Here is a 17,901-nt window from a genome sequence, read left to right as displayed (position 1 = left end):
CCGCCATAAGGTATATGTGGGAGGTCTGGATGATACGTGTGGGATTGACCGGGGGGATAGCGGCCGGCAAGAGCACGGTGGCGGCTCGGCTGGCTCAGGACGGGGCCAGGGTCGTCGATTACGACAGGCTCTCCCACGAGGTCATCGCTCCGGGCGGACCGGGAGTTCGGTCTGTCCTGGAGCGGTTCGGAGCAGACTGCGGGGACGGCCATGGGGGAGTGGACAGGTCAGCCTTGGCGGCACGGGTCTTCGGCGGGCCGACGGCCGACAAGGATCGCAGAGACCTGGACGAGATCATCCATCCGCTGGTCTATGACTTGGCCGCCAAGGCCGAGCAGCCCTGGCTGGAGGGTTCCGAGGTGGTGGTCCATGATGTGCCCCTGCTGACCGAGGTAGGCTCAGCCATTCCTTTTCATTTCGACAGGGTTCTGTTGGTGGAGGCCCCCAGCCAGGTGAGGATTGCGCGCATGGTGAATCAGCGGCATATGACCACGAGTCAGGCTGTTGAGCGCATCGGCTCTCAGACCAACAGCAGCGCGCGACGCGCTCAGGCCGACCTGTTGGTGGACGGGTCCCAGCCTATCGAACAAATGTTCGAGTCTGTTGATAGAATATATAAAGAGTTGAAGGCCTTGGCCAAGGGATCCTCGCACCGTGACTGACGGCCTTGGCGAATGACGCATCCTGGAAGGGAGTTTCATGGGGTTCAACATTGAGCGGACCGATAAGCCCTTCGTGGTCAAGTCTCCCTACAAGCCCTCCGGCGACCAGCCAGAGGCCATCGAGGAACTGGCTACGCGGATCGAGAATGGCGAGAATGATGTGGTGCTCATGGGCGCCACCGGCACCGGCAAGACCGCGACTACGGCCTGGCTGATCGAGCGCCTGCAGCGGCCCACTCTGATTCTGGAGCCCAACAAGACCCTGGCCGCCCAGCTCTGCGCCGAGTTCCGCGAGCTCATGCCCGACAATGCGGTCTCCTACTTCGTCTCCTACTACGACTACTACCAGCCTGAGGCCTACATCCCTCAAACAGATACCTACATCGAGAAGGACTCCAACATCAACGACGACGTGGAGCGGCTCCGGCACGCCGCCACGGCCAACCTGCTGACCAGGCGGGACTGCGTGGTGGTGGCCACCGTCTCCTGCATCTATGGCCTGGGCACGCCCGAGGAGTACGCCGGACGCATGCTCTTCCTGCACGAGGGGGACCGGATCAACCGGGACGACCTGCTGCGCAAGTTCGTAGACATGCAGTACAAGCGCAACGACATCGCCTTCACCCGAGGCACCTTCCGCGTGCGCGGCGACACGGTCGAAATCATCCCCGTCTATGAGGAGCTGGCCGTCCGCATCGAATTCTTCGGCGATGAGATCGACCGCATCTCCACCCTGCACCCACTGACCGGGGACGAAATCGCCCATGAGAGCTCCGTTCACATCTTCCCTGCCTCCCACTATGTGGCTGGTCCCGAGCGGATGGAGCGCGCCCTGAAGACCATCAAGGAGGAGCTGGACTGGCGTGTGGGCCAGCTGCGCAAGCAGGGCAAGGAGCTGGAGGCCCAGCGACTGACCATGCGCACCACCTATGATCTGGAGATGCTTACCCAGATCGGCACTTGCTCGGGAGTGGAGAACTACTCCAGACATTTCGACGGGCGCGAACCTGGGACACCGCCCCACACTCTGCTTGACTTCTTCCCCGACGACTTCCTGCTGGTCATCGACGAGTCCCACGTGACCGTTCCCCAGATCGGAGCCATGTACGAGGGGGATGCCAGCCGCAAGCGGACCCTGGTCGAACATGGCTTCCGTCTGCCCTCGGCCATGGACAACCGTCCGCTGAAGTGGCCCGAGTTTCTGGACAAGGTGGGCCAGACCGTCTACCTGTCGGCTACACCTGGCGACTATGAGATGGGCCTGTCCGACGGGGTGGTGGAGCAGGTCATCAGGCCCACCGGCCTCCTGGATCCCGAGGTGGAGGTCAGGCCTGTCAAGGGCCAGGTGGATGACCTTCTGGACGAGATCAAAACCCGGGTGGATCGCCATGAGCGGGTCCTGGTGACCACGCTGACCAAGAAGATGGCCGAGGACCTGACCGACTATTTGCTGGAACGCGACATCAAGGTGGAGTATCTGCACTCTGACGTGGACACCCTGCGGAGGGTGGAACTCCTGCGTGAGCTGCGCGAGGGCAAGATCGACGTCATCGTGGGCATCAACCTCCTGCGTGAGGGGCTGGACCTGCCCGAGGTCTCCCTGGTGGCCATTCTGGATGCGGACAAGGAAGGCTTCCTGCGCTCCTACCGCTCACTGATCCAGACCATCGGCCGTGCGGCCAGGAACGTGTCCGGCAAGGTCATCATGTACGCGGATGAGGTCACCGACTCCATGGACAAGGCCATCAGCGAGACCAACCGTCGCCGGGCCAAGCAAATCGCCTACAACAAGGAGCACGGTGTGGATCCCAAGCCGTTGATCAAGAAGATCAGCGACGTCAACGACATGCTGGCCAAGGAGGACGTGGACACCCAGACCCTGCTGGCGGGCGGCTACCGCAATGCCAACAAGGCCGGCAACTCCCACCTGGGCGTGCCCCTCTACGACAAGGAGGAGGCCGACAAACGGCATCAGGAGATCCTCCAGGCCGGTCTGCCGGCACAGGACCTTGCCGACCTGATCCGTCAGCTGAGCGACCAGATGCACACGGCTGCACAACAGCTGCAGTTCGAGCTCGCTGCCCGTCTGCGCGACGAGATCAAGGATCTGAAGAAGGAGCTGCGGCAGATGACCGAGGCCAAAAAGTAAGTCCGGCCCTTGGTCCGGAGCCCTTGGCTTGGAGCCCTTGGCTAGTAGACCATACCGGCCATGCTTCGGGTCTGTGATGTCAGGCGAGAGCATCACAGACCCGCCCTGCGGAGCGCCGTCTGTAAGGATTCCCAGACATGCGGACGGAGAGATGAGCACGTCATATCTTGCCGCTAAAGTCTGTTGGTATGTCCGAGACACCTCTGCCGTTCATGGTTGTGAGCCTGGTTGTGCTTGCCGTCTTCTTCGTGGTCGATCTTCTGGTGATCGGGCGGCGGCCACATGTGCCATCGACCGGCGAATGTGTGAGGCACATCGGCTTCTTTGTGGTCATGGCCTTGATTTTCGGGGCGCTGATCTGGAAGGTGGCCGGATCCAAGCCGGCCATCGAGTTCTACTCGGGCTGGCTGACCGAGTATTCGCTCAGTATCGATAACCTCTTTGTTTTCGTGATCATTATGGGCAATTTCGCTGTGCCCCTGCGTCTTCAGCGCTATGTGCTCAGCGTCGGCATCACCATCGCCCTGCTGCTACGCGGTGTCTTCATCCTGGCTGGGACAGCGCTGATCACCCGCTTCACCTGGGTCTTCTTCATCTTCGGCTTCTTTCTGCTCTATACCGCTTGGAATATGGTCTCCAGCCGTGGCGAGAAGGAGGAGTACCACGAGAACGGGCTGATCAGGGTCCTGCGCCGGGTGATCCCGATCACCAGCCATTACGACGGTGAGCGTCTGCGGACCACCTTTGAGGGCAAACGCTACTTCACACCCATGCTGGTGGTTTTCCTGGCCATCGGCACCACTGATGTCATGTTCGCCTTCGACTCCATTCCGGCCATCTTCGGACTTACCAAGGATCCCTTCATCGTCTTCACCTCCAATGTCTTCGCCCTGCTGGGCCTTCAGCAGCTCTACTTCCTGTTGGGATCCCTGCTGGACAAGCTGGAGTATCTGCCCCTGGGGCTGTCTGTGGTCCTGGCCTTCATCGGGGTCAAGCTGATCATGGAGGCTCTGCACGGCAACACTTTGCCCTTTATCAATGGAGGACAGCCCCTGGAAGCCGTGCCGGAGATACCGACCTGGGCATCCCTGCTGGTCATAGTCCTGGCCATCGGCATAGCCGCCCTGGCCTCGGTGCTCAAGAGCCGCCATCAGTCCCTTGAATCAGCTTCAAAGGGAGCAAAGTGATTAACAATCCTTTGAGCCACAAGGATTGTTAGCGCTAACGGGAAATACTGGTTCCCATCGGCTTGAGTCTGTACAATAGAACGGTAAGTAAGAAAAAGAACAGGCAGGTAGCATATGCGCAAAGCCAAGATCGTCGATACCATCGGGCCGGCTTCGGAGTCGCTGGAAAACATCACCAAGCTGGTCAAGGCCGGCATGGACGTAGCCAGGCTCAACCGGTCCCATGGCACCCCCGAGGATCACCTCAAGGTCTACAACAACGTGCGTCAGGCCAGCAAGGAGACTGGACGCAACGTGGCGGCCCTGGTCGATCTGCAGGGTCCCAAGATTCGTTGCGGTTGGTTCAAGAAGAACGAGCAGGGCGAAGACAAGGTCAGCCTCAAGGAGGGCCAGGAGTTCACCATCACCACCGACGATGTCGAGGGTGACGAGCACATGACCTCCACCACTTTCAAGGGTCTGCCCGGGGACTGCCATCCCGGCGATCCCATCCTGATCGATGATGGCAAGGTCCGTCTGGAGGTCACCAAGGTCGAGGGCAATCAGGTCCACACCAAGGTGGTCGTGGCTGGTCCGGTCTCTTCCCACAAGGGCATCAACCTTCCCGGCGTGGCCGTGAGCCTGCCGGCACTGACCCCCAAGGACGAGGAGGACCTGCGCTGGGGCATCCGCACCGGCGCCGATATCATCGCCATGTCCTTCGTCCGCTTTGCCACCGACATCGACCGCGCCCACGAGATCATGGACGAGGAGGGTCGCCGCATCCCAATCGTGGCCAAGATCGAGAAGCCCCAGGCCGTTGAGAACCTGGAGGAGATCGTCAAGGCCTTCGACGGCATCATGGTGGCCCGCGGTGACATGGCCGTGGAGATGCCCTTCGAGCAGGTTCCCCTGGTGACCAAGCGCTGCATCGAGCTGGCCCGTCAGTACGCCAAACCGGTCATTGTCGCCACTGAGGTCTTGGGCTCCATGGTTCATTCGCCCATTCCCAGCCGCGCCGAGGCCTCCGACTGCGCCAACGCCGTCCTGGACGGCGCCGACGCCACCATGACCTCCAACGAGACCGCCGTGGGTGATTATCCCGACACCACGGTTTCAACCATGGCCCGAATTTCCGAGTACGCCACCACCCACGGGTTCGACCGCATCCCGGATATGCACAACCTGGACATGTCCAACTCCGGTGCCGTCTCCTCCGCCGCCGTGGACCTGGCCGACAAGATCAACGCCAAGGCCATCGTGGCCTTCACTCAGACCGGCAACACCGTGCACCGCGTCTCCCGCGAACGCCCGGCTGCCCCCATCTATGCGCTGACCACCGATGAGCACACCTATCATTGGCTGGCCCTGAGTTGGGGCACCGAGGCTTTCATGTGCGAGCAGGACTACCACGACTTCAACCGTGCAGGCCTCATGGCCTTCGTGGACGCCACCCTGAAGAAGCAGGGCAAGGTCTCCGACGGTGACTGCCTGGTGGTGCTCAGCAGCGCCCAGGGCGAGTATGAGCCAGGAAACACCGACTGCATCTACGTGCACACAGTGGGTGCCAACGACTGATTCTCCCGACTGCTGCCTGACTGTCGACTGAGTCAGTCGGGCAGTTGGTCCGTTAGGGTCATTCGATACTGACACAGCAAAGAACCGGTGGTCTTTCCCCGCCTAACAAGGTAGGGGAGAGGCCACCGGTTCGCTATGTGAGGGTTCCAGTCTCAGTGCAGGTCGGACAGTCCGATCTTTGCCCGCAGGATGGCGATGGTGGTCTTGGCGTCCAGTATGGTCCCTGCAATCACCATGTCATAGGCCTCATCCACAGTGAAGAGCCGCACATTCTGGTGGGGGGTCTCTGGAGCCAGGCTGGCAGGCTGGACCGGGGTTAGGCCCTCGGCATAGAAGAGCGTCGTGTGCTGCGTGGAGAAGCTGGGGGTGTTGATGAACCTTGCGAACTGGTTAAAGGAGGCAGCCTTGTACCCGGCCTCCTCGCGCAGTCGTCTGGTGGCTACATCGATGGGGGCTTCTTTGTCGTTGAGCGGATGGCCGGCCGGCAGCTCAAGGGTCCAACGGTGGGTGGGCAGACGGTACTGCTCGACCAAGGGTATCCTCCCGTCGTCGGTGATGGCCAGGACGGCGATGGTGTCTCCATGCTTCTCGCTGACGATGCTGCGGTCGAAGGTCTGACTGTCACTGGATTCAAAGGTGACCCTGTCGACGCTGAAGTAGTGGCTGTCCATAATTTGCTTGCGGGCCTTCTCCTGGACGGGGGAGGTGCGCCAAGGATCGAACCGTCGATAGATCTGAGTGGTCATCATGCTCTCCTTCGACTGCTGATGTGCCTGTATACATAACTGTCTTCATTCTAAGGCAGATTCAACACGAATAACCTTGCGTCGTCGCCAAAGTATGGTAGATTCTCTGTGGTAATGAAAAGCCCCCGTATCCCAATTGGTAGAGGAAACGGCCTCAAAATCCGTGCAGTGTGAGTTCGAGTCTCACCGGGGGCACGATAAAGCGAACCCCATCCGTCCCTCATCGATTTTCGGTGAAGATCGGATGGACTTTCAGGAAACGAGGTTGAAAGTGGCTTCAGAGAGTAAGAACCGCAGCGATTCCCCCGAAGGGCGGACCGTGGTTGTGGCGGAAGATGAGGCTTTGATCAGGCTCGATACCGTTGAAGCTCTCGAGGATGCCGGCTATGACGTAGTCGGCCAGGCGGCCAGCGGCCAGGAGGCCATTGATCTGACTCGCGAGCTGAGGCCCGACGTAGTGGTTATGGATGTGAAGATGCCCGGCACCGACGGCATCACCGCCGCCACCGAGATCGGCAAGGAGAACCTGGCCCCGGTGGTTATGCTGACGGCGTTCTCCCAGCAGAGCCTGGTCGAGAAGGCGGCTGATGCAGGAGCCATGGCTTACGTGGTCAAGCCCTTCGCTCCGGAAAAGCTGCTGCCGGCCCTTGAGGTGGCTATTTCCCGCTTTGACCAGATTAACGCCCTGAAGGACGAGGTCACCGATATGAAGGCCCGTTTCGAGGCCCGCAAGCGGGTGGACCGGGCCAAGGGCCTGCTCATGGAGAGCATGGGGATGACCGAGTCCGAGGCCTTCCGTTGGATTCAGAAGACCTCCATGGACCGTAGGCTGACCATGCAGGAGGTGGCCGACGTGGTCATCAACAACGTGGCCAACCAGAACGACCGCTAGCCCTCCCATGGAAGACCAGACGAAGAATCAGGACAAGGACGGCCGCACCCTGCTGGTCGTCGATGGACATTCGCTGGCCTTCCGGGCCTTCTATGCTCTTCCCGTCGAGAGTTTCACCACCTCGACCGGGCAGCCCACCAATGCGGTGTGGGGCTTTGCCACCATGCTGGCGGATGTCATGGCCAAGGAGAAGCCCACTCATATGGGCGTGGCCTTTGACGTCAAGGGCGGCACTTTCCGCAATGCCATGCTGCCCCAGTACAAGGGCACCCGTGAGGCTGCTCCCAAGGAGCTGCTGAGCCAGCTGCCCCTGATCCAGGACCTGCTCAAAGGTCTGGGCATCACTTATATCGAAAAGCCCGGTTACGAGGGCGACGACATCATCGGCACGCTGGCCACCATGGGGGAGCAGGCCGGGTTCAAGACCCTGGTCCTGTCCGGGGACAGGGATGCCTTCCAGCTGGTGGATGACGACATCACCGTGCTCTACCCGGGTCACCACTTCAAGAACCTCAAGCACATGACGCCTCAGGCCATCATGGATCGCTACAAGGTGACCCCGCAGCAGTACCCGGATCTGGCCGCCATGCGCGGCGAGGGAGCCGACAACATTCCTGGCGTACCGGGCGTGGGCGACGGTTACGCTGCCAAGTGGATCAACAAGTATGGATCCTTGGATTCCATTCTGGAGCATGCCGATGAGATCGGCGGCAAGAAGGGCCAGGCCCTGGCGGAGAACGCCGACCAGGTGCGGCTCAATCGAAAGGTCAACGCCCTGGTTCGCGACCTTGACCTGGGCGTGAAGGTGGAGGATCTGCGTTTCGGCACCATCCATACGGATCAGGTCCTGCCCATCTTCGAGCAGTTGCAGTTCGGTCCACAGACCCGAAAGAAGATCCTGCGCGGATTCAACACGGTTGCCGATTACGATTACTCTTCAGCCTCGGCACTGGTCGATGTCAGCAACAAGCAGGAGGAGTTCACACAGCCTGAGCGCGATAAGGCGGAGTCCGCCGACCAGCTGCGGGACTGGTGCGAGAAGCATCTGCCGGACAAGGCCCTTTGCCGACGGTCGGCGGACCATGTCAAGGCCATGGCCGGTTCCCTGGACAAAATCAAGGACATCGGCGACTCCGACCAGAATGCCATGCGTTGCAGCGAGGCCATGAAGGAGCACTGGGTTCTCCATGCCATCGGCTGGGCCAAGCACGGCGACTACGGCCTGGAGGAGCTGGCTATTCTGTCTATGGATGGCCACGGGCTGGTCCTCATGGCGGAAGACATCGACGAAGACATGCGTGCGGCCATCCAGGAGCTGATTGACCAGCGGATCGGCACCTGTGTGGTCCATGGTTACAAGGAACATCTGCACTTTTTGGAGAGCCAGGGGCTGCACATGCCCCTGCCACTGTTCGACACCAAGCTGGCAGGCTATCTGGCTGAGCCTGATTTCCATGCCGACAATCTGGAACAGGCCGTCGCCCATTTCCTGGCCATCCCCGTAGAGGAGGAGCCTGAGGCGACTCAGGGAGCTCTGGCCTTGGACGGGCGAGAGGATGAGGACGAACGTCGACGGGGGACTCGGATTCTGCGTCAGGCGCAGTACGTCATGATGGTCTCCGAGCGCCTGCAGGAGCTTATGGACGAGCGTCACCAGTACGGTCTGCTGCGCACCATCGAGCTGCCCACCTCGGCAGTCCTGGCGCAGATGGAGACCGAGGGCGCCAAGGTGGACGATGCCCGCCTGAAGGAGATGCACGACCGGTTCGCCGCCGAGGCCCGCCAGGCTCAGGAAATCGCCTGGGATAAGGCCGGCAGCCGTGTCAACCTGCAGAGCCCCAAGCAGCTGAGCAAGGTGCTCTTCGATGACATGGGCCTGGTGCCCACCCACAGGACCAAGACCGGATCCTATTCGACCAACGTCTCGGTCCTGCAGGACCTCTACATCAAATCGGTCAACAATGAGCGAGCCAACGATTTCCTGGGCGCGCTGCTCAAGCACAGGGAGACCAACAAGCTCAAGCAGATTGTGCAGACCCTGCGCGAGGCGGTCAATCCCCGGGATGGACGGCTGCATACCACCTACGAGCAGACCGTGGCTGCCACTGGTCGGCTGAGCTCGGTCGATCCCAACCTGCAGAACATTCCCAACAGGGATGCCCGAGGCCGCGAGATTCGTTCGGCCTTCGTGCCCGGCAGTGGGTACGAGGCGCTGCTCTCCTCGGACTACTCCCAGGTGGAGCTGCGGATCATGGCCCATCTTTCCGGGGACCAGGCCCTGATCGACGCTTTCAAGTCTGGCGCCGACTTCCACCGGTATGTGGCCAGCCTGGTCTATGACATCCCCATGGAGGAGGTCACCGGGGACCAGCGCTCCCATGTGAAGGCCATGAGCTACGGCTTGGCCTATGGGCTGAGCACCTATGGCCTGGCCCAGCAGCTCAAGATCAGCCCGGCAGCGGCCGACGTATTGCGCGCCAAGTACTTCGCCACCTTCGGCAAGGTCCATGAGTACCTGGAGTCCCTAGTGGCCGATGCCCGGGAGAAGGGCTACACCGAGACCATGTTCGGCCGACGGCGCTACTTCCCCGGGCTGCGCTCCAAGCGTCGTCCCACCCGCGAAGCCGCCGAGAGGGCCGCTTTGAACGCGCCCATCCAAGGGTCGGCTGCCGACATCATGAAGATCGCCATGATCAAGGCCAGCCGTGCCTTGTCGGAGAAGGGGCTGAAGAGCCGCATCTCCCTGCAGATCCACGATGAACTGCTGGTGGAGATCGCTCCCGGCGAGACCGATAAGGCCACCAAGCTGGTCAAGGATTCCATGGAACATGCCGTTGAATTGGCGGTGCCCCTGGACGTGTCCACCGGCATCGGCCAGGACTGGGAGCTGGCTGCTCACTGACCTGACATGGGGTGGCCTGGGCCCAACAGGATCCGAGGAGGGATCGTCATGCCTGATGAACAGGATGAGGTTCAGAGGCCTTCGGTGCCTTTGGGCCAGGTGGTGGATTTGCTGGAGGGGCTCTACCCCTTGGATTACGCAGAGGACTGGGACCATCCGGGTCTGGTGGCAGGAGATCCCTCCTGGCCAGTCAGACGCATCTGGTGCGCCGTGGACCCTCGGCCCGATGTGGTACAGGAGGCTCTGGATCATAAGGCCGACCTGCTGATCACCCACCACCCGCTCTTCTTCAGGTCGGTCCACCAGGTCTCCGGACTGGACTTTAGAGGGGATATGATAACCAGGCTGATCGAGGGACGCTGCGGCCTCTGGGTGGGGCATACCAACGCTGATGCCGCCTACCGCGGCGTGGCCCAGGCCGCAGCCGATGCCCTGGAACTGCAGGAGGCGCGGCCGTTGGCCCCACAGCCGGTCTCAAAGCGTGATCTGCACGCCGATCAGGGAATCCAGGTAGGCCTGGGCCGCTGGGGACGGCTTCCCAAGCCTACGCCATTTGAGGATTTGGTCCATACAGTGGCGGGCCTCCTGCCCAAGACTGTTCTGGGTGTTCAGGCGGTCGGACCGTCCAAGGCCATGGTCTCCACGGTTGCCCTGCTGCCCGGCTCGGGGGACTCCGAGTTCGACCTGGTCCGGTCCACGGGGGCTGATGTCTACATCACCAGCGATCTGCGCCATCACCCTGCCACGGATGCCTACCAGCAGGCCCTCTACGAGGCCCGGATGGCCGGTCGGCCTAATCAGCCCAGACCTATGCTGATCAATACACCGCATTCGGCCATCGAGGGCCTCTGGTTCCGCTACGCCAAGGGAGACATCGCCGGGACCTTGGAGACGGCTACCGGTGTCCGTCCACAGGTGGAGGTCTCATCCATCATCACCGATCCCTGGACCATGGTGGTGCGCTGACGGCTGAGGGTTGATGGTTGAGGAGGATTGATTTCATGAGCGACGAAGCACAGGATTTGCAGGCAGAATTGGCCGCCAGACTGGCCGGTCGGGATGGACAGGGACCCAAAGGCATCGATATGACCCGCGCTCCCGAACTGATGGATGACAGGGAGGTCTTCCGCGGTCCGATATTCGTTATCGACCAGCAGCAGGTGGCCATGTTCCGGCGTGACGGTTCCAAGGAAACCATTGACAGGCAGCTTATACGCCACGCCCCCTGCGTGGTTATGCTGGTGCATGACTGCGTTGCCGATGCCTATCTGCTGACCCAGGAGTACCGGGTGGGTGCCCAGGGCTACGTTTTCGGCCTACCTGCCGGCTTCATCGACCCGGGGGAGAGCCCGGTAAAGGCTGTCCTGCGCGAGCTGCGTGAGGAAACTGGTCTGGTGCCCGGGCCGGAGGGTGCTCGGGACTCCGAAAGCCATCTGGACCCTGAGGACGGTTGGATTGATGCCGCCCCCGATGTCTACTCCTCCCTGGGCATGAGTGACGAGCTCGGACACATTGCGGTCCTGCATCTGCATCGCTGGCATCAGGGGCCCACCGACTTCGACCCCGGCGAGCATATCCAGTCGGCCTGGGTCTCCTGGCAGGAGCTCTGTGCAGCTGGAGTCGCCGATGCCAAGGCGGTGGTGGCCATCCAGCACGAGGCAATCCGCCGTCTGCAGAAGGATTAATGCCAAGTTGGCAACTGATATGAATGGATAGACAAAACATACCAGTGGTATGATAGACACTTGTCAGAAAAGATGGTCGGGCCAGGATGGTCAGACATTGATGCACTGACAAGGAGGGAGGCACAGCATGGGCACGCCGAAGGACCCCGAAGGGCATCGCAATCAGATCCTCGATGTTGCCCAGCGGCTCTTCCTGGAAAAGGGTTACGACGGAACCAGCATCCAGGACATCGTCGATGGCCTGGGCGGTATGACCAAGGGAGCAGTCTATTACCATTTCCCCTCCAAGACGGCCATTTTCCATGCGGTTACCGAACGTATGGCCTCGTCCTCATCCCAGGAAGACTGGCTGGGGGACTGGCCTGGCAAGACCGGGTTGGAGAAGCTGCGTAACGAGTTGATCGCCTCCCTGTCGGCATACTCACGTCTCGATGTGACATTCTCCGCCAGGACCCTCCTGAAGAGCCCCCGCATGGTAGGGGAGATGTACCTGCAATCCATGGACAGGATTGTGGATGTAATTACCCCTTACGTCCGCGAAGGCGTGGAGGATGGTTCCATCGCCCCCTGCAATCCCGAGGATCTGGCCCAGGTGCTCTATATCCTGCTCAACATGTGGATAGGGATTCGATTCTCTACCATGACCCGGGACCAGGTGGTCTCCAAGTTCACCCTCTTGGCCGATATGCTCAAGGGGATAGGGGCGCCGGTCGTCGATGATCGGGTCATCCGCGCAGCCGTGCACCTGCATGCGCATCTGAAGAGCAATCCTCTGACTGCGGCAGGCGGAGAGTCCACGCAAGAGGAATCTGACGTGAATCAGGATCAAGGGGTCTCTTAGAGCCGATGGATTTCTTAAGGCCATGAGGGCTATGGTCACTAGCAAGATTCGGGCACTCAACGAGTGAATGATTTTTGTTTCCATAAACATACCGATGGTATTTTTGGAAGGAGTTTTATGAAGGTGCTGGAGGCGGACGGTATCGTCCAAGTATTCGAAGGCAGGGAGGTGCTGGCTGGTCTGGACCTGACCCTGGGGCAGGGCGAGATTCTGGGCTTGCTGGGAGCCAACGGGGCTGGCAAGTCCACCCTGTTGAAGATTCTGTCCGGAATGCAGAGACCTGTCAGTGGACGGGTCCGTTTCCTGGGGAAGCCTCTCAGCGAAGGCTATCCGGGCAGTCTGGCGAGGATGGGGGTGTCCATCAACGAACCTGTCTTCTACGAATCTCTGAGTGCCAGGGAGAATCTGGAGATCGACCTTGCCTACCTTTCGCTGGCAAACGCGGGGCATAGGGCGGTCGAGTCCGCCGGGATCAGCCAACTTTTGGAAAAGGTCGGATTGACAGCCGATTCTGCCACTGCTGTTGGCAGGTATTCCATGGGTATGAGGCAGAGGCTGGCCCTGGCCAGGTGCATGGGCCATCATCCCGACCTTTATCTACTGGACGAGCCGCTCAATGGACTGGACCCGATAGCTATCGGACAGCTGCGAGACAGCCTGCGAAATCTGGCTGCCCAGGGGAGTGCGATCCTCTTTTCCAGCCACATCCTCTCCGAGGTGTTGCACACTGCCGACCGCGTCATGGTCATAGCGGGCGGCAGGGTCAGTCTGCGGGCCAGCGTGCCGGAGCTCCTCAGTAAGGGCCAGGAAGGCGCTGAGCAGACCCTAATCAAGGCTATGGAGGGCTGATATGAAAACGCTGCTGAAATTGGAGCTGAAAAAGACGAGACTCTGGCCCTGCATCCTTGGAGGGCTGGCAGTTGTAGCCGCAGCCTTGGCCCTGGGAGGCATGTTCCTGGCCATTGGCCACACGAGCGGCCGGTCTGACCCTCGACTGTCCAGCCTGGCCTTCGTGCTGCAGATGGCCATGGTCATCCTTCTGGTGGGTTTCTCTTTGGTGGCCGCTGCCCTCTGCAACCTGGTCTTCATTGACCCCTACACGGGGAGGAATCTGGCGCTCACCCTGTCGTGCCCTATCCCGCGGGACCGAATCCTGCTGGCCAAGCTGATCTTCGTTGGTCTCTTCACAACCCTGTCCTACCTGGCGGGGACGGCCATTACCCTGACCGTCTTGCTGCTGGTCGACCGCCTTGTGGGTTCGCTCGGGACGGGTTCGCCAGGCAGTCTGTTCGGACAGGTTCTCCTCATGATGGTTACCAGTCTTGCGGGACTGGTGGGGCTTGTAGGCATCGCCCTTTCCCTGGGCTTCTGGAGGCGCTCGCTGCCTATCATGTTTGCAGTCCTGCTCCTACTGGACGCTGTGGTGGGCAACCTGCTCTCCCTCTCCCCGCCGCTGTCGGCGCTTGTGCTTCTGATCATCTTTCTGGCCTCTCTGCCGGCCTGGTGGCTGCTTCACCGGACCCTCATGAAGATCGAACTGCCCTGATCGGCGGCTGACCATGCAGGAGCTTCTGAAGAACAAGCCTTTCGTGACCATGGTTCTGGCAAGTCTGTTGAATACGGTCGGAGGCGAGCTCTTCAACATCGTCTTCATCGTCTATGCCCAGACCATGCCCTTTGCCGGACTGGCTGTCTCCATAGCCTCAATGGCCTGGGTGGCTCCAGCCCTGACGGCCATCCTGACCGGATACCTGGCCGACAGGACCGTGCAGAAGACGCGGATGCAGCTGGTGATCAAGCTGGTTCAGGTATGTGTCTATCTGGTCATAGCCATGACGATTGGCAGGTCCAAGAGCCTGCCTGTCTTTCTGCTGCTGGTAGCCATGGATATGGCATCCTCCATGCTGGAAGGGTATGCAGGCAGCCTGTGGATGCCTGTCCTCAAACATCTGGTCCTGCCTGGCCAGCTCCACCAGGCTACTTCGATCACCTCGGCCGCCTCCAGTGTTGCGGCCGTCATCAGTGCAGGCGGAGGCGCAGTGTTGATTGCCCTCCTGGGCAACAGATTCGCTGTATTTGCGCTGATCAACGCCGCCACCTTCCTGCTGGCAGGGATTCTAGTGGCCGTTGGCTATCGGGATTTTGTAAGGGCGGAGGGTGCGGGCAACAGTTCACAGGCGGACAAGCATTTAGGCTTGGCTCCTGGTCTCCGCGTGACCTTGGGGGAGTTCCGTCGCTCCGCCTTCCTGGTCCTGATGGTGGGCTTCGGCTGCCTGGTCAACCTTCTGGGGACGGCTCTGCAGCCCCTGCTCAACCTGGGGCTGATTTCCATGCCCGAGGTCTGGTGGGGAAGCTACGGCACGACCATAGCCGCCGTCAACGGCATCTCCTCCCTGGGACTCATCCTTGGTGCACTCCTTGCCGCAGATCCGCTCCGACGGCTGCCCATAGCCCACCTGCTGACCGGAGTCATGGCAGCAGCTGCCGTGGCAGGGGTCAACCTGGTCTGGCTGCGCAGCCCTGCCCTGCTCTTCGTTCCGCTCTTGGTCATGAACTATCTTCTGGGCAAGATCAACCCTCGGTTCATGACCATGCTCATCAGCACAGTGGGCGAGGACCACCTGGCCGCAACTATGGGAGTGGTACAGACCGTCATGATGATAGGGGCGCCTCTGGGGCAGATGGTCTTTCTGACGCTGGGTAATCTGGTCGGCATATCCATCACCATGTCCATTTATGCGAGCCTTACCGGTCTTCTGGCTCTCGTGATCTTCATTACGGGATTGCTGGGCATGAACGCCAGGGATCCGACTCCCGAAATGGGACGAAGGCAAAAGTCGGGCTAGCCGGATTTGAACCGGCGACATCCTGCACCCAAAGCAGGCGCGCTACCAAGCTGCGCTATAGCCCGGCGCTCATAAGCATCAACGTATGAGCACAGTGTATCAATATAGCACAGGGTCGGGTCTCGGCTGGTCCTGAGGGGTGAGCAGGGAGGGGAAACAGCTCTGCGCCTGCGGTTACCATGGTGACCATGACAGTGGAAGAGACATGGGCGGCGCCGCAGGCCGATGGGCCCTTGGATGCAACGGTGACCATACCGGGAAGCAAGTCCCTCTCGAATAGGTATCTGATTCTGGCGGCCCTGGGAAGCCGCCCCGTCAGGCTGACCGGTCTGCTCAGGTCGCGTGATACGGACCTGATGATCGGGGCCCTGGAGGCTCTTGGTGTGGACTGTCGGGTTGACCCGAACAACGCTACGAATGTGACCGTCATTCCACCGGCAGGCGGGCGATTCCGGGGTGGCGCTCGCGTGGACTGCGGACTGGCCGGAACCGTCATGCGCTTTGTGCCGAGCCTGGCCATGCTGGCTGATGGTCCCACACGCTTCGACGGGGACGAGCAGGCCTATCGCCGCCCCATGAGACCTCTGATGGAGGGGCTGACCCAGCTGGGAGCCAGGATCGAGTACCTGGGCCAGGACGGCTTCCTGCCCTTTGTGCTCACACCGCCGGATTGCCTGGTAGGCAGGGAGGTGACCATAGACTCCTCGGCGTCTTCGCAGTTCATTTCCGGCCTCCTGCTCCCGGCTGCCAGAGCTGAGGGCACTATGACCATCGTCCACTCTGGCCTACATCTTCCCAGCCTTCCACACATTGCCATGACCGTTGAGGACCTGCGTCAGGCTGGAGTCCGGGTCCAGGCCGATCCCGACCGCTGCAGGTGGAGCGTTGAGGGCAGAGGGACTGCTGGGACGCAGCTGCCTGATCAGGTCCAGGTGGAGCCCGACCTGTCGAATGCAGCCCCCTTCCTGGGAGCGGCACTGATAGGGGGCGGACAAGTCAGCGTTCCCAACTGGCCAGACCATACCACCCAGCCAGGCGGCTTGCTGCCCGGGTATCTGGAGACCATGAGTGCGCAGGTAGACATGGTTCCCGACGGGCAGGGTAGTGCCACCTGCAGGGTCAGTGGTGGGGAAGTCATTCATGGACTCGGCGACTTCGACCTGTCCCCTGCGGGTGAAATCGTACCTTCCATTGCGGCCATACTGGTCTTTGCCGATGGACCCAGTCGCCTGCACGGCATCGGCCACCTGCGTGGTCATGAGACCAATCGTTTGAAGGCATTGGTCACGGAAATCACCAGAATAGGCGGTCAGGCCCGCGAACTGGATGATGGTCTGGCCATCGAGCCCGTGCCTGCTCAGCGTACGCACGGGGCTGTCATGGAAACTTATGCCGACCATCGCATGGCTACTTTTGCCGCCATGATCGGGCTCAGGATACCTGGCATCAGGGTGCGCAACATCGGTACCACGGCCAAGACCATGCCCGACTTCCCGGGGATGTGGAAGCGGATGCTGGCAGGCGAGGGCCAAGGCTAAGCCGCAGCGAATCGAGCGAAAGGAGCCGAGTTATGAGCATTGAGGCTGAAAGGCAGATCTGGCAGGAGGATCTGGACCTGGCCATCGCCATGGCCGACCAGGCGGATCAGGTCACCATGGGCTACTTCAAGTCGCCGGATCTTCACGTGGAACGCAAGGCGGACAATACTCCGGTCACCCAGGCTGACAGGGAGGCGGAGGCGGTGATCCGTCGCGTGCTGGCCCGGGCTAGGCCCAACGATACCATCTACGCCGAGGAGCTGGGAAAGCAGGAATCCAACGGCAGGCGGTGGATCATCGATCCCATTGACGGGACCAAGAACTATGTGCGCGGGGTCCCGGTATGGGCGACCCTGATCGGCTTGGAGGCAGACCATCAGATGGTGGTTGGTGCGGTATCGGCCCCCATGCTGGGCACCCGCTGGTACGCTGCACGGGGTCAGGGAGCCTACATGGCGCGTCAGGGCGAAGCCCCCAAGGCCATCCACGTATCAGGAGTGGATCGGTTGGAAGAGGCCTCCATGTCCTTGTCATCGCTGACCGGATGGAAGGCCATAGGACGTCGGGAGCGGCTTCTCGACCTGACCGATCGAATCTGGCGCCTGCGTGGTTTCGGCGACTTCTGGCAATACATGCTCCTGGCCCAGGGGGCCATCGACCTGGCGGCAGAGCCGGAGCTTGACCTCTATGACATGGGTGCGCTGGTTCCCATCGTGACCGAGGCAGGGGGCAGCTTCACTGACCTGGCAGGCAACCCGGGACCCTGGGGTGGCAATGGTCTTGCCAGCAATGGTCTTCTGCACAAGGAGGCCTTGGCGGCCCTGGGGGATTGACATATACAGGGCTATAGGAACTAAACGCGTTGTTTATGTTGGGGGTTTGGCCTTGTGGCTGTA

15 protein-coding genes and 2 tRNA genes are annotated in these 17,901 nt (G+C 60.9%); 15 read left to right on the top strand and 2 right to left on the bottom strand.

The genetic code is table 11. The annotated features are described in order from the left end of the window. The first annotated feature begins 29 nt into the window (after positions 1-29). The 4 genes from coaE to pyk all read left to right on the top strand — a co-directional run bounded on the left by coaE (position 30) and on the right by pyk (position 5,555). Positions 30-662 (top strand): dephospho-CoA kinase, encoded by a 633-nt coding sequence (gene coaE / locus GKC41_RS00085; RefSeq protein ID WP_154312404.1) that lies wholly within the window; start codon positions 30-32, stop codon positions 660-662. Between the two features lie 37 nt (positions 663-699). Further along, positions 700-2,811 carry an excinuclease ABC subunit UvrB gene (gene uvrB, locus GKC41_RS00080; protein ID WP_154312403.1) on the top strand — a complete coding sequence of 704 codons (2,112 nt, stop codon included), beginning with the start codon at positions 700-702 and terminating at the stop codon, positions 2,809-2,811. 188 nt (positions 2,812-2,999) lie between these two features. Next, the gene (locus GKC41_RS00075) at positions 3,000-3,998 is read left to right on the top strand and encodes a TerC family protein (RefSeq protein ID WP_154312402.1); all 999 of its coding nucleotides are present in this window, start codon (positions 3,000-3,002) and stop codon (positions 3,996-3,998) included. Positions 3,999-4,112: 114 nt separating this feature from the next. Continuing rightward, the gene (gene pyk, locus GKC41_RS00070; protein ID WP_154312401.1) at positions 4,113-5,555 is read left to right on the top strand and encodes a pyruvate kinase; all 1,443 of its coding nucleotides are present in this window, start codon (positions 4,113-4,115) and stop codon (positions 5,553-5,555) included. A gap of 152 nt (positions 5,556-5,707) precedes the next feature. Here the strand turns inward: pyk and GKC41_RS00065 are convergent, their stop codons facing one another. Continuing rightward, positions 5,708-6,301, bottom strand: a complete 594-nt coding sequence (locus tag GKC41_RS00065) for an NUDIX domain-containing protein (RefSeq protein WP_154313024.1) — start codon at positions 6,299-6,301, stop codon at positions 5,708-5,710. A gap of 121 nt (positions 6,302-6,422) precedes the next feature. Here GKC41_RS00065 and GKC41_RS00060 point away from each other — a divergent pair. From GKC41_RS00060 to GKC41_RS00020, 9 genes are all read left to right on the top strand, one after another. Then, positions 6,423-6,496, top strand: a tRNA-Leu gene (locus GKC41_RS00060). Between the two features lie 49 nt (positions 6,497-6,545). Continuing rightward, positions 6,546-7,193 (top strand): ANTAR domain-containing response regulator, encoded by a 648-nt coding sequence (locus GKC41_RS00055; RefSeq protein ID WP_015021953.1) that lies wholly within the window; start codon positions 6,546-6,548, stop codon positions 7,191-7,193. Positions 7,194-7,200: 7 nt separating this feature from the next. Next, entirely contained in the window at positions 7,201-10,095 is a 2,895-nt protein-coding gene (gene polA, locus GKC41_RS00050) for a DNA polymerase I (RefSeq protein ID WP_154312400.1), read from the top strand. Between the two features lie 48 nt (positions 10,096-10,143). Then, the gene (locus GKC41_RS00045; protein WP_154312399.1) at positions 10,144-11,061 is read left to right on the top strand and encodes a Nif3-like dinuclear metal center hexameric protein; all 918 of its coding nucleotides are present in this window, start codon (positions 10,144-10,146) and stop codon (positions 11,059-11,061) included. A gap of 35 nt (positions 11,062-11,096) precedes the next feature. Further along, positions 11,097-11,780 carry an NUDIX hydrolase gene (locus GKC41_RS00040; RefSeq protein ID WP_154312398.1) on the top strand — a complete coding sequence of 228 codons (684 nt, stop codon included), beginning with the start codon at positions 11,097-11,099 and terminating at the stop codon, positions 11,778-11,780. A gap of 127 nt (positions 11,781-11,907) precedes the next feature. Further along, positions 11,908-12,621, top strand: coding sequence for a TetR/AcrR family transcriptional regulator (locus GKC41_RS00035; protein ID WP_154312397.1), 714 nt, complete (start codon positions 11,908-11,910; stop codon positions 12,619-12,621). 117 nt (positions 12,622-12,738) lie between these two features. Continuing rightward, positions 12,739-13,470 (top strand): ABC transporter ATP-binding protein, encoded by a 732-nt coding sequence (locus GKC41_RS00030; RefSeq protein ID WP_154312396.1) that lies wholly within the window; start codon positions 12,739-12,741, stop codon positions 13,468-13,470. Position 13,471: 1 nt separating this feature from the next. Next, positions 13,472-14,167 (top strand): ABC transporter permease, encoded by a 696-nt coding sequence (locus tag GKC41_RS00025; protein ID WP_154312395.1) that lies wholly within the window; start codon positions 13,472-13,474, stop codon positions 14,165-14,167. A gap of 13 nt (positions 14,168-14,180) precedes the next feature. After that, a complete protein-coding gene (locus GKC41_RS00020; RefSeq protein ID WP_154312394.1) occupies positions 14,181-15,467 on the top strand; it encodes an MFS transporter in 1,287 nt (428 codons plus the stop codon). Here the strand turns inward: GKC41_RS00020 and GKC41_RS00015 are convergent. Next, a tRNA-Pro gene (locus GKC41_RS00015) sits at positions 15,459-15,532 on the bottom strand. The genes GKC41_RS00020 and GKC41_RS00015 overlap by 9 nt on opposite strands. 117 nt (positions 15,533-15,649) lie before the next feature. Between GKC41_RS00015 and aroA the strand changes: the two genes are divergently transcribed. Then, positions 15,650-17,005, top strand: a complete 1,356-nt coding sequence (aroA, locus tag GKC41_RS00010) for a 3-phosphoshikimate 1-carboxyvinyltransferase (protein WP_418904376.1) — start codon at positions 15,650-15,652, stop codon at positions 17,003-17,005. A gap of 32 nt (positions 17,006-17,037) precedes the next feature. After that, entirely contained in the window at positions 17,038-17,838 is an 801-nt protein-coding gene (gene hisN, locus GKC41_RS00005) for a histidinol-phosphatase (RefSeq protein WP_154312392.1), read from the top strand. Positions 17,839-17,901: the final 63 nt, after the last annotated feature.

This window comes from Bifidobacterium asteroides (assembly GCF_009683175.1).
GTDB lineage: Bacteria > Actinomycetota > Actinomycetes > Actinomycetales > Bifidobacteriaceae > Bombiscardovia > Bombiscardovia asteroides_H.
Note: the sequence above shows the minus strand (reverse complement) of the source record. Positions and strands in the feature narration are given on the sequence as shown.